Annotated in this window: 17 protein-coding genes; 7 read left to right on the plus strand and 10 right to left on the minus strand. The window is 66.1% G+C overall.

The window, feature by feature from the left end:
- The first annotated feature begins 27 nt into the window (after nt 1-27).
- Both ACQCVD_RS04400 and ACQCVD_RS04405 read left to right on the plus strand, forming a co-directional pair.
- Entirely contained in the window at nt 28-708 is a 681-nt protein-coding gene (locus ACQCVD_RS04400; protein ID WP_426822500.1) for a TetR/AcrR family transcriptional regulator, read from the plus strand.
- Nucleotides 705-2,288 (plus strand): MDR family MFS transporter, encoded by a 1,584-nt coding sequence (locus ACQCVD_RS04405; RefSeq protein WP_426822501.1) that lies wholly within the window; start codon nt 705-707, stop codon nt 2,286-2,288. The genes ACQCVD_RS04400 and ACQCVD_RS04405 overlap by 4 nt, the downstream gene beginning before the upstream one ends.
- A gap of 21 nt (nt 2,289-2,309) precedes the next feature.
- On the opposite strand, the gene ACQCVD_RS04410 is transcribed toward ACQCVD_RS04405, so the two are convergent.
- The 5 genes from ACQCVD_RS04410 to ACQCVD_RS04430 all read right to left on the minus strand — a co-directional run bounded on the left by ACQCVD_RS04410 (nt 2,310) and on the right by ACQCVD_RS04430 (nt 6,896).
- A complete protein-coding gene (locus ACQCVD_RS04410; RefSeq protein WP_426822502.1) occupies nt 2,310-2,843 on the minus strand; it encodes an N-acetyltransferase family protein in 534 nt (177 codons plus the stop codon).
- 57 nt (nt 2,844-2,900) lie between these two features.
- Nucleotides 2,901-4,274 carry a PhoH family protein gene (locus ACQCVD_RS04415; RefSeq protein ID WP_426822503.1) on the minus strand — a complete coding sequence of 458 codons (1,374 nt, stop codon included), beginning with the start codon at nt 4,272-4,274 and terminating at the stop codon, nt 2,901-2,903.
- Nucleotides 4,275-4,507: 233 nt separating this feature from the next.
- On the minus strand, nt 4,508-5,365 hold the full coding sequence (locus ACQCVD_RS04420) for an EamA family transporter (RefSeq protein ID WP_426822504.1): 858 nt from the start codon (nt 5,363-5,365) through the stop codon (nt 4,508-4,510).
- 89 nt (nt 5,366-5,454) lie between these two features.
- On the minus strand, nt 5,455-6,093 hold the full coding sequence (locus ACQCVD_RS04425; RefSeq protein WP_426822505.1) for an LGFP repeat-containing protein: 639 nt from the start codon (nt 6,091-6,093) through the stop codon (nt 5,455-5,457).
- Nucleotides 6,094-6,227: 134 nt separating this feature from the next.
- Nucleotides 6,228-6,896, minus strand: a complete 669-nt coding sequence (locus ACQCVD_RS04430; protein WP_426822506.1) for a LysR substrate-binding domain-containing protein — start codon at nt 6,894-6,896, stop codon at nt 6,228-6,230.
- Nucleotides 6,897-6,959: 63 nt separating this feature from the next.
- Between ACQCVD_RS04430 and ACQCVD_RS04435 the strand changes: the two genes are divergently transcribed.
- Together ACQCVD_RS04435 and ACQCVD_RS04440 are read left to right on the plus strand one after the other, a co-directional pair.
- A complete protein-coding gene (locus ACQCVD_RS04435; RefSeq protein ID WP_426822666.1) occupies nt 6,960-7,316 on the plus strand; it encodes a DUF5997 family protein in 357 nt (118 codons plus the stop codon).
- 405 nt (nt 7,317-7,721) lie between these two features.
- The gene (locus tag ACQCVD_RS04440) at nt 7,722-9,185 is read left to right on the plus strand and encodes an MFS transporter (RefSeq protein WP_426822507.1); all 1,464 of its coding nucleotides are present in this window, start codon (nt 7,722-7,724) and stop codon (nt 9,183-9,185) included.
- Nucleotides 9,186-9,324: 139 nt separating this feature from the next.
- Here the strand turns inward: ACQCVD_RS04440 and glyA are convergent, their stop codons facing one another.
- Complete coding sequence (gene glyA, locus ACQCVD_RS04445) at nt 9,325-10,629, minus strand: serine hydroxymethyltransferase (RefSeq protein ID WP_426822508.1); 1,305 nt, start codon at nt 10,627-10,629, stop codon at nt 9,325-9,327.
- A gap of 197 nt (nt 10,630-10,826) precedes the next feature.
- Here glyA and coaA point away from each other — a divergent pair, with 197 nt between their 5' ends.
- Nucleotides 10,827-11,750, plus strand: coding sequence for a type I pantothenate kinase (gene coaA / locus ACQCVD_RS04450; protein WP_426822509.1), 924 nt, complete (start codon nt 10,827-10,829; stop codon nt 11,748-11,750).
- An 8-nt stretch (nt 11,751-11,758) separates the two neighbouring features.
- Here the strand turns inward: coaA and ACQCVD_RS04455 are convergent, their stop codons facing one another.
- From ACQCVD_RS04455 to mca, 4 genes are all read right to left on the minus strand, one after another.
- On the minus strand, nt 11,759-12,529 hold the full coding sequence (locus tag ACQCVD_RS04455; protein ID WP_426822510.1) for an isoprenyl transferase: 771 nt from the start codon (nt 12,527-12,529) through the stop codon (nt 11,759-11,761).
- Nucleotides 12,530-12,594: 65 nt separating this feature from the next.
- Complete coding sequence (locus ACQCVD_RS04460; protein ID WP_426822511.1) at nt 12,595-13,698, minus strand: 3-deoxy-7-phosphoheptulonate synthase; 1,104 nt, start codon at nt 13,696-13,698, stop codon at nt 12,595-12,597.
- Between the two features lie 267 nt (nt 13,699-13,965).
- Nucleotides 13,966-14,283 (minus strand): hypothetical protein, encoded by a 318-nt coding sequence (locus ACQCVD_RS04465; protein WP_426822667.1) that lies wholly within the window; start codon nt 14,281-14,283, stop codon nt 13,966-13,968.
- 56 nt (nt 14,284-14,339) lie between these two features.
- Nucleotides 14,340-15,209: a mycothiol conjugate amidase Mca gene (mca, locus tag ACQCVD_RS04470; RefSeq protein ID WP_426822512.1), complete on the minus strand. Its 870-nt coding sequence runs from the start codon at nt 15,207-15,209 to the stop codon at nt 14,340-14,342.
- 162 nt (nt 15,210-15,371) lie between these two features.
- Here mca and ACQCVD_RS04475 point away from each other — a divergent pair, with 162 nt between their 5' ends.
- Both ACQCVD_RS04475 and greA read left to right on the plus strand, forming a co-directional pair.
- A complete protein-coding gene (locus ACQCVD_RS04475; protein ID WP_426822513.1) occupies nt 15,372-15,812 on the plus strand; it encodes a DUF4307 domain-containing protein in 441 nt (146 codons plus the stop codon).
- 243 nt (nt 15,813-16,055) lie between these two features.
- Entirely contained in the window at nt 16,056-16,580 is a 525-nt protein-coding gene (gene greA, locus ACQCVD_RS04480) for a transcription elongation factor GreA (protein ID WP_426822514.1), read from the plus strand.
- The last annotated feature ends 15 nt before the right edge of the window (nt 16,581-16,595 follow it).

Here is a 16,595-nt window from a genome sequence, read left to right on the forward strand (position 1 = left end):
TGCAAAATTGCACTAGGTTTAGCTTTCGTGAACGACTCAGACGACCTCTCGCTCCGCGAGATGAAACGCCGCGCCACCCGCGCGGCCATCGAAGAACATGCCACCGGGCTGGTCGCGGCCCACGGTGTCGAGAACGTGACGGTGGAAGACATCTGCGCCGCCGTGGGCATTTCCAAGCGGACCTTCTTCAACTACGTGGACTGCAAGGAAACCGCCATTCTCGGCGATCCCCCACGGCTCCCCAGCGAGGAGGAACGCGCCGCATTCATCGGGCAACGACACGGGAATCTGCTGGTCGCGGTGGTGGACCTCTGCATCTGCGTCACCATCGGAGGACAACTGATCGACTCTGACCGGCGCACCGAGATTCTGCGCCGCCGCAAGGAGATCCGCCACCGGAACCCGGAGCTGTTCCTGCAGCGCAGCGCCAGCTTCCACCAGATCCACCACGTGCTCCGGGACATTCTCCTGGACTACTTCACCGCCCACCCGGCAGAGCGCGCCACCGACTCCAGCCCGGAACAGGAGGCGGCGGGCATTGTCACGCTCGCCGGGAACGTCCTGCAGCTGAGCTACATGTCGTGGTTGCACGGTGACGACAACTCCCCCGCTGCACTCACCGCCGCCTGCCACCGCACTCTGCGCGATTTCACCGCCCTGATCGACAAGCACAACGGCCCCCTGACCCACGAAGGAACCGCACAATGACCACCCAAGTAGAACCCGCCGTGGAACCGCAACAGCGCGACAGGCGGACCCTCAACCTGATCATCGCCGCCCTCATGCTCACGATGCTGATGAGCTCGCTGGGCCAGATGATCTTCTCCACCGCCCTCCCGACGATCGTCGGCGAACTCGGCGGGGTCAACCACATGTCGTGGGTGATCACCGCTTTCCTCCTGGCGCAGACCATCGCCCTACCGGTCTTCGGCAAGCTCGGTGACCAGATCGGCCGCAAGGAACTGTTCATCGGTGCCATCATCACGTTCATCATCGGTTCCGCCCTGGGCGGCTTCGCCGCCAACATGGGGGTCCTGATCGCCGCCCGCGCCATTCAGGGGCTGGCTGCGGGAGCCATGATGATCACCTCCCAGGCGATCACCGCCGAGGTCACCACCGAACGCGAACGCGGCAAATTCATGGGCATCATGGGCTCCGTGTTCGCGGTGTCCTCGGTGCTCGGCCCCGTGCTCGGTGGCTGGTTCACCGACGGCCCGGGCTGGCGCTGGGGACTGTGGCTCAACGTCCCGCTGGGCATCATCGCCGTGATCGCCATCGCCGTACTACTCAAGCTGCCGCAGCGTGAGCGGAAGTTCACCGCCGACTGGCTGGGCACCGCCACCATGGCGATCGCGACGGCCTCCCTGGTCCTTTTCGTCACCTGGGGCGGCAACGAGTACGAGTGGACCGACCCACAGATCATCGGTCTCATCATCGCGTTCGTCGTCTTCGCCGCGCTCTTCGTGATCGTGGAGCTTAGGGCCAAGGACCCCATCGTGCCGATGACATTCTTCCGCAACCGCAACTTCATCATCACCGCATTCGTCGGCCTCGGCATCGGCGTGTTCATGTTCGGCTCCCTGGCCTACCTGCCCACCTACCTGCAGATGGTGCACGGGATGTCACCGACCAGCGCCGGCCTGATGATGATCCCCATGATGGCCGGGCTGATGGGTACCTCCATCGTCGTCGGCCAGCTGATCTCCAAGACCGGCAGGTACAAGTGGTACCCCATCGTGGGCATGGCGATCACCGGAGTGGCGCTGATTCTGCTCAGCCGCCTGACGCCCGATACCTCCCTGTTCCTGGTCGGAGCCGTCTTCTTTGTCTTCGGCTTCGGGGTCGGCTGCGCGATGCAGGTCCTGGTCCTGATCGTCCAGGTCTCCTTCCCCGTCACCGTCGTCGGCACGGCCACCGGGGCCAACAACTTCTTCCGCCAGGTCGGCGGCTCGCTGGGCTCGGCACTGGTCGGCGGGCTGTTCATCGGCCGTCTCGGCGATGAGATCCCGAAGAACCTGGCTCCCGCGCTCGCGCAGCTGGGTGAAGAGGGTGCCGGGTACGCGGCACAGTTCGCCTCCGCCGACGGCTCCAACAGCCTGACGCCGGGCATGATCGGGCAGTTGCCACCGGTACTGCAGGACGCCCTGCAGTTGGCCTACAACAACTCCCTGACTCCGGTCTTCCTGCTCCTGGCCCCGGTGGCCTTCCTCTGTGCCGCGCTGCTTCTGGGCATTAAAGAAGGCCGCCTCAGCAACAAGCTCAGCAGTGTTGAGACGACCACGGATTAGGATCATTCGCTCCGGCGGGGACTAGACCTCGATGTCGGGTTTCGGGAGGAGTTTCTCCCAGATGGCGGTGTCCCGCCACTGGCCCTTCATCTCCCCGTAGGGCATCTTCGCCAGGTGCCGCAGCGTCCCCACCTTCTCGAAGCCGCGGGACTCATGCAACTTCACCGAGCCCTGGTTCTCCGGGAAGATCCAGGAGTGGATCCCCCACTTGCCCAGGTCCTGGCACACCGAAATCAGCTGGTCCAGCAGTGCCCCGGCGATGCCCCGCCCCTGGGCACCGTTGCGGATGTAGATCGAGTCCTCGACCACTCCGTAGAACACCTCCCGGTGCGAAATCGGGGCAGCGGAGACCCAGCCCAGTACGCAGGCGTCATCATCTGCTTCCACGGCGACGAAGACAGTTCCCTCGATCTTCCGGTCATTGAACTCCTCCCAGTCCGGAGCATTTCTCTCATATGTGGCATGCCCGGTTTCCAGGCCCTGCACATAGATCTCCTGGACCTGGGAATAGTCCTCACGCCGCATCGGGCGGATTCTGAAGGTAGCTTCTGCCATAGCGGCAATTGTCCATCACTTCCGCGGGATCCAGCAACCGGAGAAGGTACTTTATTTCTAGTGCGACTCCAGCAGGTTGGTGACCAGCTCCGCGATGGCGGAACGCTCGGAACGCTGCAGGGTGATGTGGGAGAACAGCTCGTGCCCCTTCAGGGTTTCGATCACCGCCTGCACCCCGTCATGCCGCCCCACCCGGAGATTGTCGCGCTGCGCGACGTCGTGGGTCAGGACCACCCGGCTGCCGCGGCCCAACCGGGAGAGCACGGTCAGCAGCACGTTGCGCTCCAGGGACTGGGCTTCGTCGACGATGACGAAGGAATCATGCAGACTGCGGCCCCGGATGTGGGTCAGCGGCAGCACCTCGATCAGCTCGCGCGCCATGATCTCCTCCATCGCGTTCTCCGAGACCAGCCCCTCCAAGGTGTCGAAGACCGCCTGGGCCCAGGGGTTCATCTTCTCCGACTCGCTGCCCGGCAGGTACCCCAGGTTCTGACCCCCGACGGCGTACAGCGGCCGGAAGACCACGATGCGTTTGTGCTCCCGCCGCTCCAGCACGGCTTCCAGTCCGGCACACAGGGCCAGGGCGGATTTGCCGGTGCCGGCGCGCCCGCCGATGGAGACGATGCCGACCTCCGGGTCCAGCAGCAGGTCCAGGGCGATGCGCTGTTCCGCGGACCGTCCCTGGAGCCCGAAGGCCTGCTGGTCTCCGCGGATCAGCCGGAGCGCCCCGTCTGGAGCCACCCGGGTCAGCGCGGATTGGGTCCCGGTCAGCAGGGTGACGCCACAGTGGACCGGCAGATCGACCACGGCCGTACCGTCATCGGTGACCGCCTCCGGCAGGTACACCTCGCCTTCCCGGTACAGCAGATCCACGGAGGCGGCGTCGGTGTGGACGGTGTCCATCCCGGAGTACCCGGTCAGCACCACGTCCTCGGCGTGGTACTCATCAGCGGCGATGCCCACCGCCCCGGCCTTGACCCGGAGGGGGACGTCTTTGGTGACCAGCACCACGTCCTGGCCACTGCCCTGGAGGTTCAGGGCGCAGGCGAGAATGCGGACGTCGCCTTCGGTGCCGCGGAAGGCGGCCGGCAGCAGTGTTTGATCCTGGTGGTTGAGCTCCACACGCAGCGAACCCCCGGCGGTGTTGACGGGCACCTGGGAATCCAGGCGTCCGTAGGTGGAGCGCAGCTCCTCAAGCAGGCTCAGGGCCTGCCGGGCGAACCACCCGAGTTCCGGGTGATGGCGTTTCCCCTCCAGTTCGGTGATGACCACCAGCGGCAGCACCACATCATGTTCCGCGAACTTCTGTAGCGCCCACGGGTCGGACAAGAGCACGGACGTGTCCACCACATGAGTGCGGGTGATCAGATCGAAGGCGGTGGTGGCTTCAGCGACATCAAGCGCGGCGGTGTCGGTGTTCCGGTTAAACATGCAGGGTCGGCTCCCTCCGGGCCTGGCGGGTACCCGGCAGACCACGGCTGACAACGGCTGGGTGCGAGCCGCGCTCCCCCGGTGCCGGTACCGACGCCCGGAAAAACGCCGCCGGGCGTGTGGCCCCGAGGTGGCACGTAGTACCCGGAGTCTCCCCGGTACTGCGGTTCCCGCCCGGTTGCCCACAATGTACTGCGCCCCGGGGCCCTTCGCAGCGCGACCTCCGGTCCGGGTCACCCCCTGCGCCGGGGCTGCAAGGACGCCACATTCGCCAGCACCAGTGCCACCAGCACCGCCCCGCCGCCGGCCCACTGCAGCCCGGACAGCTCCTCGCCGTTGAGGAAGACCCCGATCAGGGTGGCCGTGACGGGACTGATGACGCCGAGCATCGCCACACTGACGGTGTCGAGCAGGGAAATCCCCCGGAACCACAGCCCGTAGGCGACCACCCCGTTGATGGTGAACATGTAGAGAAACCCCAGCAGGTTCTCCCCGCTGACCTGAGCCGGGGCCCCCTCCAGCAACAGAAGCAGGGGTAGCAGGAACAATCCACCGAAGGTCAGTTGCCAGCCAGTGACCGCCAGACCGGGAACCCCCTCCGGCCGGCCGAAGCGTTTGGTCAGCACCACACCGAAGGCCATGCACAAAGCGCCAGCCAACCCCACCACGATGCCCTGCGGGTTCAGCTGCGCACCGGGACTGAACACCAGGGTCGCCACCCCGACGACCGCGACCACGGCAGCCGCCAGTTGCAGGCTGCGGACCCGGGCTCCCAGTAGAATCGGGGACAACGCGATGACCCAGAGCGGCGAGGTGTTGGTGATCACCGCGGCCACTCCTCCGGGCAGCAGAAAGGTGGCCCAGAACAGCAGGGCGAAGAACGCCCCGATGTTCAGGACTCCCAGCACGATCGACTTCCACCACCAGGCACCGCTCGGCAGCACCCGGAACCAGGCGAGCAGCATGAGTCCGGCGGGGAAAGCCCGGATGAAGCCCGCCAGCAGCGGCCGGTCGGCGGGCAGGAACTCAGTGGTCACGAAGTAGGTGGTACCCCAGATAACCGGGGTCAGCGCCGTGATCAGCAGATTCATGCCGCCCCACCCTACTATGACCCGCACCCCCGGGGACGGACTCTGTGTCCTGGACCGGGGTGGGCCATCAGCTGCGGCGGAAGGGCCGGTTAGTTGGTCTGGACGTCCTCGGAGTATTCACCGGAGTCATCAGCGACCCACGCGATGGTGCCCTGGGTGAACTCCTGCATCCAGCCGTTGCCGTCCTCGTTGGCTTCCTCCGGTGCCGTGGGGAGGCCGACAGGGGCGTCGAAGCCGCCCTCGTTCATCCACGTCTCCGCGATCATGCCGACCAGTGGCTGCGCACCGGTCTCGTCCGAGTGGACGATGTACTGGCCGTTCTCATAGGCGACCAGGACCTCCCCATCGGACCCCTCGTCCATCGACTCCGGGTTTGCGAACCCGTTGGATTCGGCCGCCTCCGCGACGGCCGTGGGGATTGCCATGGTGCTGCCGTCCGCGGACTCGACCTCGGTGGTGTCACCGGCGTCCCCGCCATTTCCCTCCGTCGCACCGGTGGTGTCGGTCGAAGCAGTGTCGCTCGTCGCATCGGCGTCATCGGAGGGTTCGGTGGAGGCGTCATCGCCGGCTCCGCCCCCGTTGTTTTCCTCGGTGGCGTCGCTGATGGCGGACTCCGCCTCATTGGCGGCGTCCTCCGCCTCGGAACAGGCGACGACACTGAGGGAGAGCACGATGGCGGCACCGCCGGCGAGAATACGTTTGCGAACGGAACTACGAATAGGGGTCATGGTGCTCCAAACCTTTCTGGTCAAGTCCTGCTACTTGTTCAAGGTGCCCCTCCATTAGTAACGCCGATCACTTCAGTTCCGCCAGAAGAAACAGGGATCGTTAGGCGCCCGTAATAGAACTGTCACTTAAGCGTTCACTTACGACGCCGCCGCGGCGTGGCCCTGCGCGCCGGTGCCGCCGCTTTGCGCCGGGCCTGCTTCGCCAGCGTCTTCTCCCGGGCGCTCCGCTTGGGGGCGACCTGCCGGGAAGAGTTGACGGTCCTCCCCTTGGCGATGCCGACGAAGTCCTGGATGGCGTCATTGTCCTGCGTCCGGCGCCACACCAGGGCGATGTGGGTGTCGGGGACATCGTCCGCCTGCAGCTGCCGCGGCACCACCAGCTTTTTGCTCAGCACCTTCAGCAGCGGCTTCGGCGCGATGGCCACACCGACATTCGCCGCAACTATCTGCAGCGCCTCGCGGACGGCGGCGGGATCCACCCCGCCATGGGCGGCGGGCCGGTAATTGATGATCTGATCCTCCAGATCGGCCGGGGTCAGGGCCCCCTCGATCAGCGTGAGCTCGCTGTCCCCGGGCAACGCCACCCCCTTGCCCTCGCGGTAGAGCTCCACCACGTGGAATTCCTCGGGATCGAGGCGCTGATCCGGTAGCCGGACCAGCGCGAGCTGGACGCGGCCGTCGATGAGCACACCGAGGGCGTCATCCGATTCGGTGGCCTCCAGGCCCCCGTGGCGGGTGCGCTCCCGGAAGCGCCCGAACCACTTGCCGGGCTCGGTTCCGGTGACGAAGCTTAAGGTCAGCATGTCCTGAATGCTACCGTTGGGGACGTGAACGAAGAATCTGCCCGCATCCCGTCCGGCACCGCAATGAAGCCGCAGACCGCGGCGAAGAAACTCGGCATCTATCTGCCGGCCACGCCAGAGGAGTTCCGCAACGGCGCCACCACCCACGCCGAGCTGAAGGAACTCCAGCACAATCCGCCGGAGTGGCTCACTGAACTGCGCCGTACGGGCCCGCATCCGCGCCCCGTGGTCGCCCAGAAGCTCGGCATCACCATCGCCGCCCTCAAGCGCAATGACATGGACCAGCCGCTGACCACCGCGGAAATCAAGGAACTACTGGAGAACCAGCCGGAGTGGCTGTCCCAGGCACGTACCGCGCTGGCAGAGGGCCGCGCCGAACGGCTGGCTGCCGAGCAGCCGGACGCAGATCCCCAGGACTGACAGCCCGGCCGGAGACCACTCACCCCCGCACACCCCGGACAGCCGACGCTGGCTGCTCCGGGGTGTTGCACGTCTGCTCCAGCACGCAGGTGGCCCCTTCACCGGAACTCCCCCGTTAGGGGCCCGCAGTCGCTGAGCCGCTGATTCCTCCCGGCGGCGGCGCCAGTTGCGGGAGGCCGCACCCCGGAAGTGTCTGTCTTCCTGCAGCACACCACCTCTTTTACCTACTCGGACACCGGGCGAAAACGTGTGGGATGATAACCACGTGCATTTCACCGGACAAGGGCTCCTAGGAAGTCTTTAGGGATTGCCCTAGTGTTAACTTTTCCGCATCCGTCATTAAATGTGTGACAGCTCTCAAAGCAGGGAGTCTGAGTGAGTAAGAAAGTGCAAAGGAGCAGACTCGTGAATGCACCGCAGACCCGACCGTCCCCCTCGGTCAACACCGGCGACACCTGGCAGTCGCCGAAGCATAAGCGGACCGTCTACCTGGTCCTGGCCATCGTCGGCCTATCCATCCTCTTCGACGGCTACGACCTCGTGGTCTACGGCGCCGTTCTCCCCAACCTGATCGCCGATCCCTCGCAGATCGGTGAATTGACCCCCGCCATCGCCGGCACGCTGGGCTCCTACGCCATGATCGGCGTGATGATCGGCGCCCTGTCCGCCGGTGCCGTCGGCGACCGCCTGGGCCGCCGCAAGGTGATGATCACCGCCATCATCTGGTTCTCCATCGGCATGGCCCTGACCGCCTTCGCCCAGTCGATCTTCATGTTCGGCCTGCTGCGCTTCCTGACCGGGCTGGGCGTCGGCATGATCGTGGCCACCGGTGGCGCGGTCATCGCGGAGTTCGCCCCGCGCAACCGCCGGAACCTCTTCAACGCGATCGTCTACTCCGGTGTCCCCGCCGGCGGTGTCATGGCCTCCGTCCTGGCACTGCTGCTCGAGGACACCATCGGCTGGCGCGGCCTGTTCCTGATCGGCGCCTCCCCGCTGATCTTCCTGCTGCCCATGGCACTCCTCGCGCTGCCCGAGTCCCCGCGCTGGCTGGTCTCCCGCGGCCGTGTCGAGGACGCCGAGGCCCTGGTGGTCAAGCACGAACTGCCCGCCCGCCAGTTCCTCGCCGTGGAGACCACCGCGCCCCAGCAGGAGAAGGCCGCTGCCCCGGCCGACGAGCGCGAGAAGGCTCTCCAGCGCACCGGCTTCGCCGCCCTGTTCTCCCGCGCCTACCTGCCCGGCACCATCCTGATCGGCGCGATGAGCTTCATCGGTCTGCTGTCCACCTACGGTCTGAACACCTGGCTGCCGCAGATCATGCAGTCCAACGGTGTGAGCGCGGACAACTCCCTGTACTCCCTGTTCGCCCTCAACGGCGGCGCAGTGCTCGGCGGCCTGTTCGCCTCCTGGATGGCTGACCGCGTCGGCGCCAAGAAGATCATCACCGTCACCTTCCTGATCGCCGCGATCTGCCTCTTCGTCCTGCCGATCCCGCTGCCCGCCTTCGTCATGTACCTGCTGATCGGCTTCGCCGGCATCGGTGTCCTGGGAACCCAGGTGCTCACCTACGGCCTGGCCTCCAACTACTACGGCACCTCCGCCCGTGCCGCCGGAGTGTCCTGGGTCGCCGGCTTCGGTCGCCTCGGTGGCATCTTCGGCCCGCTGATCGGTGGTCTCATCATCAGCGCCGGCTTCGGCCCCTCCTCCGCCTTCTACCTCTTCGCCGGTGTCGCGGTCATCGGTTCCATCTGCACCGCCCTGATCCCGCGCTCCCCGGCGGAAGCCACCGTGGTCATCACCTCCCACGGCGACTCCCCGGAAGAGCCCGCGCTCAACAAGCGCGATGACCAGGCTCCGTTGAACCGCAGCTAGTCCGCTCTTTCCTCCCGCACTTGGCCCCCGGCACCACCATCTGGTGGGACCGGGGGTTGTGCCGTGTCCGGGACAATGACGAAGCCCCGGCACATCTTCACGAGGATGTGCCGGGGCGCGGGAGAAGGTCCGGAAAGCCCTAGAGCAGCTTCCAGTCCTCCAGGCCCTCGTAGAGCGGGAACTGTGCGGCAACCTTCTCCACACGGGTACGCAGGGTTTCGACGTCCGCCCCTTCGCCCTGGACCAGAGCGGTGGCGATGACGTCGGCGACCTCGGTGAACGCCTCAGCGTCCAGGCCCCTGGTGGCCAGCGCCGAGGTGCCGATGCGCAGACCGGAACCGACCATCGGCGGACGGGGGTCGAACGGCACGGTATTGCGGTTGACGGTGATGCCGGCGGCGTGCAGCACGTCCTCGCCCTGCTGGCCGTCAAGCGCGGAGTTGCGCAGGTCCACCATGACCAGGTGGACGTCGGTGCCGCCGGTCAGCACGGTGATGCCGGCCTCGGCGACGTCCTTCTCATTCAGGCGCTCAGCCAGGATGCGCGCGCCCTCGAGGGTGCGCTCCTGCCGGTTCCTGAACTCTTCGGTCGCGGCGATCTTGAAGGCGATGGCCTTGGCCGCGACGGCGTGCATCAACGGTCCGCCCTGCTGGCCCGGGAAGACCGAGGAGTTCAGCTTCTTGGCGTACTCCTGGCGGGCGACGATCAGGCCGGAACGCGGACCACCGAGCGTCTTGTGCACGGTGGAGGAGGCGACGTCGGCGTGCGGTACCGGGCTGGGGTGCAGCCCGGCGGCGACCAGGCCGGCGAAGTGGGCCATGTCCACCCACAGCTTGGCTCCGACCTCGTCCGCGATGGAGCGGAACGCGGCGAAGTCCTGGTGGCGCGGGTAGGCCGACCACCCCGCGATGAGCACCTGCGGCTTCTCGGCGATGGCCTGCTCCCGAACCTGGTCCATGTCCAGGCGCATGGTTTCCTTGTCCACACCGTAGGCGGCGACCTCGTAGAGCTTGCCGGAGAAGTTCAGCTTCATGCCGTGGGTGAGGTGCCCACCATGATCGAGGGACAGGCCCATGATCTTGTCGCCCGGGTTGGCCAGCGTCATCAGGACGGCGGCGTTGGCTTGGGCGCCCGAGTGCGGCTGCACATTGGCGAACTCCGCGCCGAAGAGCTCCTTGGCCCGGTCCCGGGCCAGGTTCTCGATGACGTCGACGTGCTCACACCCGCCGTAGTAGCGGCGGCCCGGGTAGCCTTCGGCGTACTTGTTCGTCAGCACCGAGCCCTGCGCCTGCAGGACGGCCCGGGGGACGAAGTTCTCGGAGGCGATCATCTCCAGGGTCTCGCGCTGGCGGGAAAGCTCACCCTGCATCGCGTGGTAGACGTCCGGATCGACCTGATCCAGGGCCTTGTATTGTAGGTCGTCGGTGTACTGGGGCTCTGTCATGAAACCGCTCGTGCCTTTCGTGTTTTGTGGAACCACGTGGTGTGGGGTCCCCGGGCAGAGGCTTCCGACGGGGACGACATACAGCTGACAAGCTTAGCCCGCCAAATCCGTGCTTCTCACATTGCGGCGGCATTTCCCGGGCCCATTCGCCACCCCCGCTGGGCGGGCACGCACAACCGGGGGTGCACAATGGAGCCATGTCGCGCCCACAGGACACCAGCCCCTACCTGGACTTCGACCGGCAATCCTGGCACGATCTGCGCAACTCGATGCCGCAGGTGCTCACCGAGGAAGAGGTGTTCACCCTCCGCGGGGTGGGCGAGAACATCGACCTGGATGAGGTGGCGGAGGTCTACCTGCCGTTGTCCCGGCTGATCCACCTCCAGGTCCGCGCCCGGCAGGAACTGACCGCAGCCACCGAGACATTCCTGGGGTCCCCCACCGGGCACGTCCCCTTCATCATCGGGGTGGCGGGATCAGTGGCGGTCGGGAAATCCACCACGGCCCGTCTCCTCCAGGTGCTGCTGCAGCGCTGGGAGTCCCATCCGCGGGTGGACCTGGTGACCACGGACGGCTTCCTCTACCCCGCCGCCGAGCTGCGGCAGGCGGGGTTGATGCAGCGCAAGGGCTTCCCCGAGTCCTATGACCAGCGCGCACTGCTTCGCTTCGTCACCGACGTGAAGTCCGGAAAGCCCCACGTGGCGGCGCCGGTCTACTCCCACAAGCTCTATGACCGGGTCGAGCAGGTGCAGACGGTCAGCCAGCCCGACATTCTCATCCTGGAGGGTCTGAACGTGCTCCAGACCGGCCCCACCCTGATGGTCAGTGATCTCTTCGACTTCAGTGTCTACGTCGATGCCCGCACCGAGGACATCGAGAAGTGGTACATCGACCGTTTCCTGAAGCTGCGCACGACCGTTTTCCGCGAGCCCGGCGCCCACTTCTCCCACTTCGTGGACCTCACGGAGGAGCGGGCCCGCACGGAGGCCCGGGAGATCTGGCAGTCCATCAACCTGCCCAACCTGGTGGAGAACATCCTGCCCACCCGGGTCCGTGCCTCCCTGGTGCTGACCAAGGGTGTGGATCACCTCGTGGAGCGGGTGCGGATGCGTAAGATCTAGCGGCCCGGCTATTTCCCGAAGCGACGGGAGCGCTGCGAGTAGTCGCGCAGGGCACGCAGGAAGTCAATGCGGCGGAAGGCCGGCCAGTAGGTGTCGGTGAACCAGATCTCCGAGTAGGCCGACTGCCACAACAGGAAACCCGAGAGCCGCTGTTCCCCGGAGGTGCGGATCACCAGGTCCGGGTCGGGCTGTCCCGAGGTGTAGAGGTGCTTCGACAGGGAGTCGACGGTCACTTTCCCCGCCATTTCCGCCGCGGGGGTGCCCGCCTCGGATTCCTCGGCCAGCAGGGTGCGGACGGCGTCGACGATCTCCTGCCGCCCGCCATAGCCGACGGCGATGTTGACCGCGATGCCGTTCTTGTCCCGCGTGTCGGCGGCGGCCTCCCGCAGTCGGAGGGCGACGTCATCGGGCAGCAGGTCCAGGTGGCCGACCAGCCGCACCCGGCAGTTGTGGTCCCCGTGCACCAGCTCGGTGACCACGTCGACGATGATGTCGTAGAGCAGTTCCAGCTCGGAGGAGTTGCGGCCCAGATTCTCAGTGGACAACAGGTAGATGGTGACCAGCTCCACCTGGGACTCCCGGGCCCAGCCGACCACCTCACCGATCTTCTTCGCACCCACGCGGTGGCCGTGGCTGACGTCCACGAAACCGGCCTCGCGGGCCCACCTGCGGTTCCCGTCGCACATGAGCGCGATGTGCTTCGGCTGCTCACACCCGTTCAGCTCACGACGCAGCCGTGCCTCGTAGAGCGGGTAGAGCAATCTGGGAAGAAGATTCACACCGGACAGCTTAGCGCCACCCCACGAAACCGCGAGAGCTACCCGCCGCGTGGCACGATCCCCGGTCAGCCGGCGAGTGCCTGGCGACGTCCCCGGACCGCGGCGGCCAGCTCGCCCAGCAGGTCGACGGTGGTGTCGATGTCAATGCACTTGTCGGTGACGGACTGCCCGTACACCAGGCCCTCACCGCCGTTGATGCGCAACTTCGCGGTGTCCAGCTGCTGGGCACCGCCGACGAGGAAGGACTCCATCATCACGCCGGCGATGCCCGCGTCACCGCTGGAGATCTGCCCGGCGATGTCGCGGACGACCTCAATCTGGCGGACGTGATCCTTGCCGGAGTTCGCGTGGGAGGCGTCGATCATCAGACGGGAGTGCTCCCCCACCGCCGCCTTCGCCGCCGCCACGGACGCCGAATCGAAGTTCGGGCCGGTGGTGCCGCCCCGGAGGATGATGTGGCAGTGCTCGTTGCCGGCGGTCTCCACGACGGCGGGTCGACCGTCGTCCGAGGTGCCGAAGAAGAAGTGCGGGCTCCGCGCAGCCTGCACCGCATCAATGGCCACCTGGACATTGCCGTCGGTGCCGTTCTTGAAGCCGATGGGCATGGACATGCCGGAAGCCAGCTGGCGGTGGACCTGTGACTCGGTGGTCCGGGCCCCGACCGCGCCCCACGCGACGGTGTCGGCGTAGTACTGCGGGCTGTTCGGCTCCAGGAACTCGCAGCCGACCGGAAGGTCCAGGTTCACGACGTCCGTGAGCACCCGGCGTGCCAGCTCCAGGCCGTGGGCGACATCGAAGGTGCCGTTGAGGTGCGGGTCATTGATCAGCCCCTTCCATCCGACCGTGGTGCGCGGCTTCTCGAAGTATACCCGCATGACGATCTTGAGGTCCCCGGACAGGCGCTTGGCCAACGGAGCCAGCCGGTTGGCGTAGTCGATGGCGGCCTGGGGGTCATGGATCGAGCAGGGACCGACGACGACGACCAGGCGGTCATCCTCGCCAGCGAAGATCTCGGCGATCTCCTGCCGGTCACGCTCCACCTTCGCCGACTGCGCCTCGGTCAGCGGGTGCTCGGCCAGCATCGCGGCCGGACTGGGCAGGTCGTGGAAGGCACGGACCCGTTTATTGGAGGTCGACGCAGCATTCGTGAGGGAAACCGGGGCACTCATGTCGCAGATGAGCCTTTCTGGGAGTTTTCAAGGGCGGGTGAGAAAATATTTCGGGAGGAATAGCAACCGGAACCGGCAAACAAAAAAGCAGCCCTCCCGCCGATTTCTCGGGGAGTGCTGCTGAGGCTCCGGGGTGTTCGCTGGTGCGCGGGATCTAGGGGATCCATGCGGGCGCAGGCGAGATGGCGAGGCACGCTCCCGGAGCCTCACCAAAATAAAATCGCCAAACGAACATGCCTAGACCATAACAGGTCGACTGTGCTCTGGCTAGAACCAGGACTTCTTGCGGCGGTCGAGTACCCCCGCCTCCGCCATGGCACGGTCCACTGCCTCTTCGTCGAAGACGTCGATGCCGTGCTCCTCAGCGAACATGCGGCGGCGGTTGTAACGGCTGAACCGGCGGTGGAACCGCCAGCCGATGGTCAGGACCGCGGCCATGGCCAGGACGATCGTCAGCCAGCCGATCGGCGAGGCCTTGCCGAATTCCGGCCCCAGGGGCCCACCCTGTTGCTGCTGCGCCAGCACCGAGATCTCGGTCGCGGCGAAATTCAACGCGTTGAGACTGGTGTCGAGGCTTGCGATAATCACGTGTTGCACTTCCTAATCGGCGACCGGATCAGCCGGACCCACCGGCACCGGTCTCACTCCCGGTCAATTCCCGCGAACAGGTCGTCCTCGGGCAGAGAGGTGGTCACCCGGGTCTTGGCGAGTTCAAACTCCTCTGTAGGCCACAGTTTACGCTGCACGTCGACCGGAGTCCCAAAAAACGCCCCGGCCGGATCGATCTGGGTGGCGTGCGCGCGCAGGGAGTCATCCCGGTTGTCGAAGTACTCGGCGCACTCGACCTGTGTGGTCACCCGGGCCATGATGTCGGCCCGGTTGCGCTCCCAACGCTCCAGCATCGGGGCATAGGGGCTCGGCCTACCCTCGCGGACCAGTTCATTGTGGAACAGTTCCATCCGCTGCCGGATGAAGCCGTGGGTGTAGTACAGCTTCAACGGGCTCCAGGGCTCGCCCCGGTCCGGGGCGAAACCGGCGTCGCCGGCCTTCTCCCAGGCGTGCATCGACGCCGCATGGACCTGGAGGTGGTCCGGGTGCGGGTAGCCGCCGTTCTCGTCATAGGTGATGATGACGTGCGGGCGGAAGTCACGGATGACCGCGACCATCTCACGGGTGACATCACGGACGTCCTCCAGAGCGAAGCAGCCCTCCGGCAGCGGTGGCAGCGGATCCCCCTGGGGAAGACCCGAATCCTCGTATCCCAGCCAGACGTGTTCCACGCCGAGGGCCCGGACGGCCTCGGCCATCTCCTCCCGACGGACCGCCGTCATGTTCTCCTTGATCCCCGGTTTCTCCATGGCGGGGTTGAGGATGTCACCCCGCTCTCCACCGGTGCACGTCAACACCATCACCCGATTGCCCTCGGCGGCGTAACGGGCAAGCGTGGCCGCCCCCTTCGATGCCTCATCGTCAGGGTGCGCGTGGATCGCCAACAGGCGCAGTCCGCTCACAGTAGATCTTCCTTCCGTTTGAATGGCGCCGGTTGCGCAACGGAGCCTTACTCCTGACCCTTGATCCTAGCCCGCCGCGTGGGGCCGCCGGCAGGCGGTGGGCTAGGATGACCCGGTAGATAAGTGGGTCACCCACCAGTACGGCACTTTGTGAGGATCTTAATGAGCACCCCGGACAACCATCGTCCCGAGTCCCGCTACGGACGGGAGCGGAACCCGAAGAAGCCGGGCGGTCTCGGCGGAAAGCTCGTCGTGATCGGTGCAGTCATCCTGCTGATCCTCACTGTCCTGGCCGTCGCCCGCTACATCAATAACCGGCACGATCTGACCGTCTCCGCGGAGATGACCAGCTTCGAGCGGGTCGATGACGAGACGATGCGGCTGTGGATCGACGTGACCCGGGAGGACCCCCAGCAGCCCGCCTACTGCATCGTCACGGCCATCGACTACGACATGGCCGAAGTCGGCCGCCGCGAGATCCTGCTGGAGCCGGGCGGCGAGGAGGTCACCCGCCACGAGGTGTTCGTCACCACCCGTGACGTTCCGGTCTCCGGGGACGTCTACGGTTGCTCCACCGTCATCCCGAACCATCTGGACCTCTGACCCCGGATTACCGACTGTCCACCGAGGTGCCTGCGGGGCGCCCGGTGGAAATGCCCTGTGTTAGAATCCGGAGCAAAAGCTCCACGTCGATAGCAGTCACGCCGGACTCATCCGCCCCGTGTCGGAGACCTGCAGCCGCAGCGTCCCCGTTCCGGGGGCCGGTCCCGTGTCTGGGTGTCGTGGTGATCAACGAACACGGCGGCTGTGGGAGATCCACACCGGAACCTAGGGAAGGTTTATCGCATGGCAGATGCGCAGAAGCAGTACATCACCCCGGAGACCAAGGCCAAGCTGGAGGCCGAGCTCAACGAGTTGATCGACAACCGCCCGCTCGTGGCCGCCGAGATCAACGAGCGGCGCGAGGAGGGTGACCTCAAGGAGAACGCCGGTTATGACGCCGCGCGTGAGATGCAGGACCAGGAGGAGGCCCGCATCAAGCAGATCTCCGAGATCCTGGCCAACGCCACCACTGAGCGCTCGGGAATCGTGGAGGGTGTGGCCCACGTCGGTTCTGTCGTGCACGTCTACTACAACGGTGACGAGAACGAGAAGGAGACCTTCCTGATCGGCACCCGCGCCGCCGCCTCGGAGAACAAGGACCTGGAGACCTACTCCGAGCAGTCCCCGCTCGGCGCCGCGGTCGTCGGTGCCCACGAGGGAGAAACCCGGGAGTACACCGCCCCCAACGGCGCCATCCTCTCCGTCACGATCGTCTCCGCGGAGCCTTACAACTCCGCCAAGGCCGCCACTCCCCGCTCTGCTAACTAAGAATCAAGGAACACA

Origin of the sequence: Corynebacterium halotolerans (genome assembly GCF_050107895.1) — a bacterium.
Classification (GTDB): Bacteria; Actinomycetota; Actinomycetes; order Mycobacteriales; family Mycobacteriaceae; genus Corynebacterium; species Corynebacterium halotolerans_B.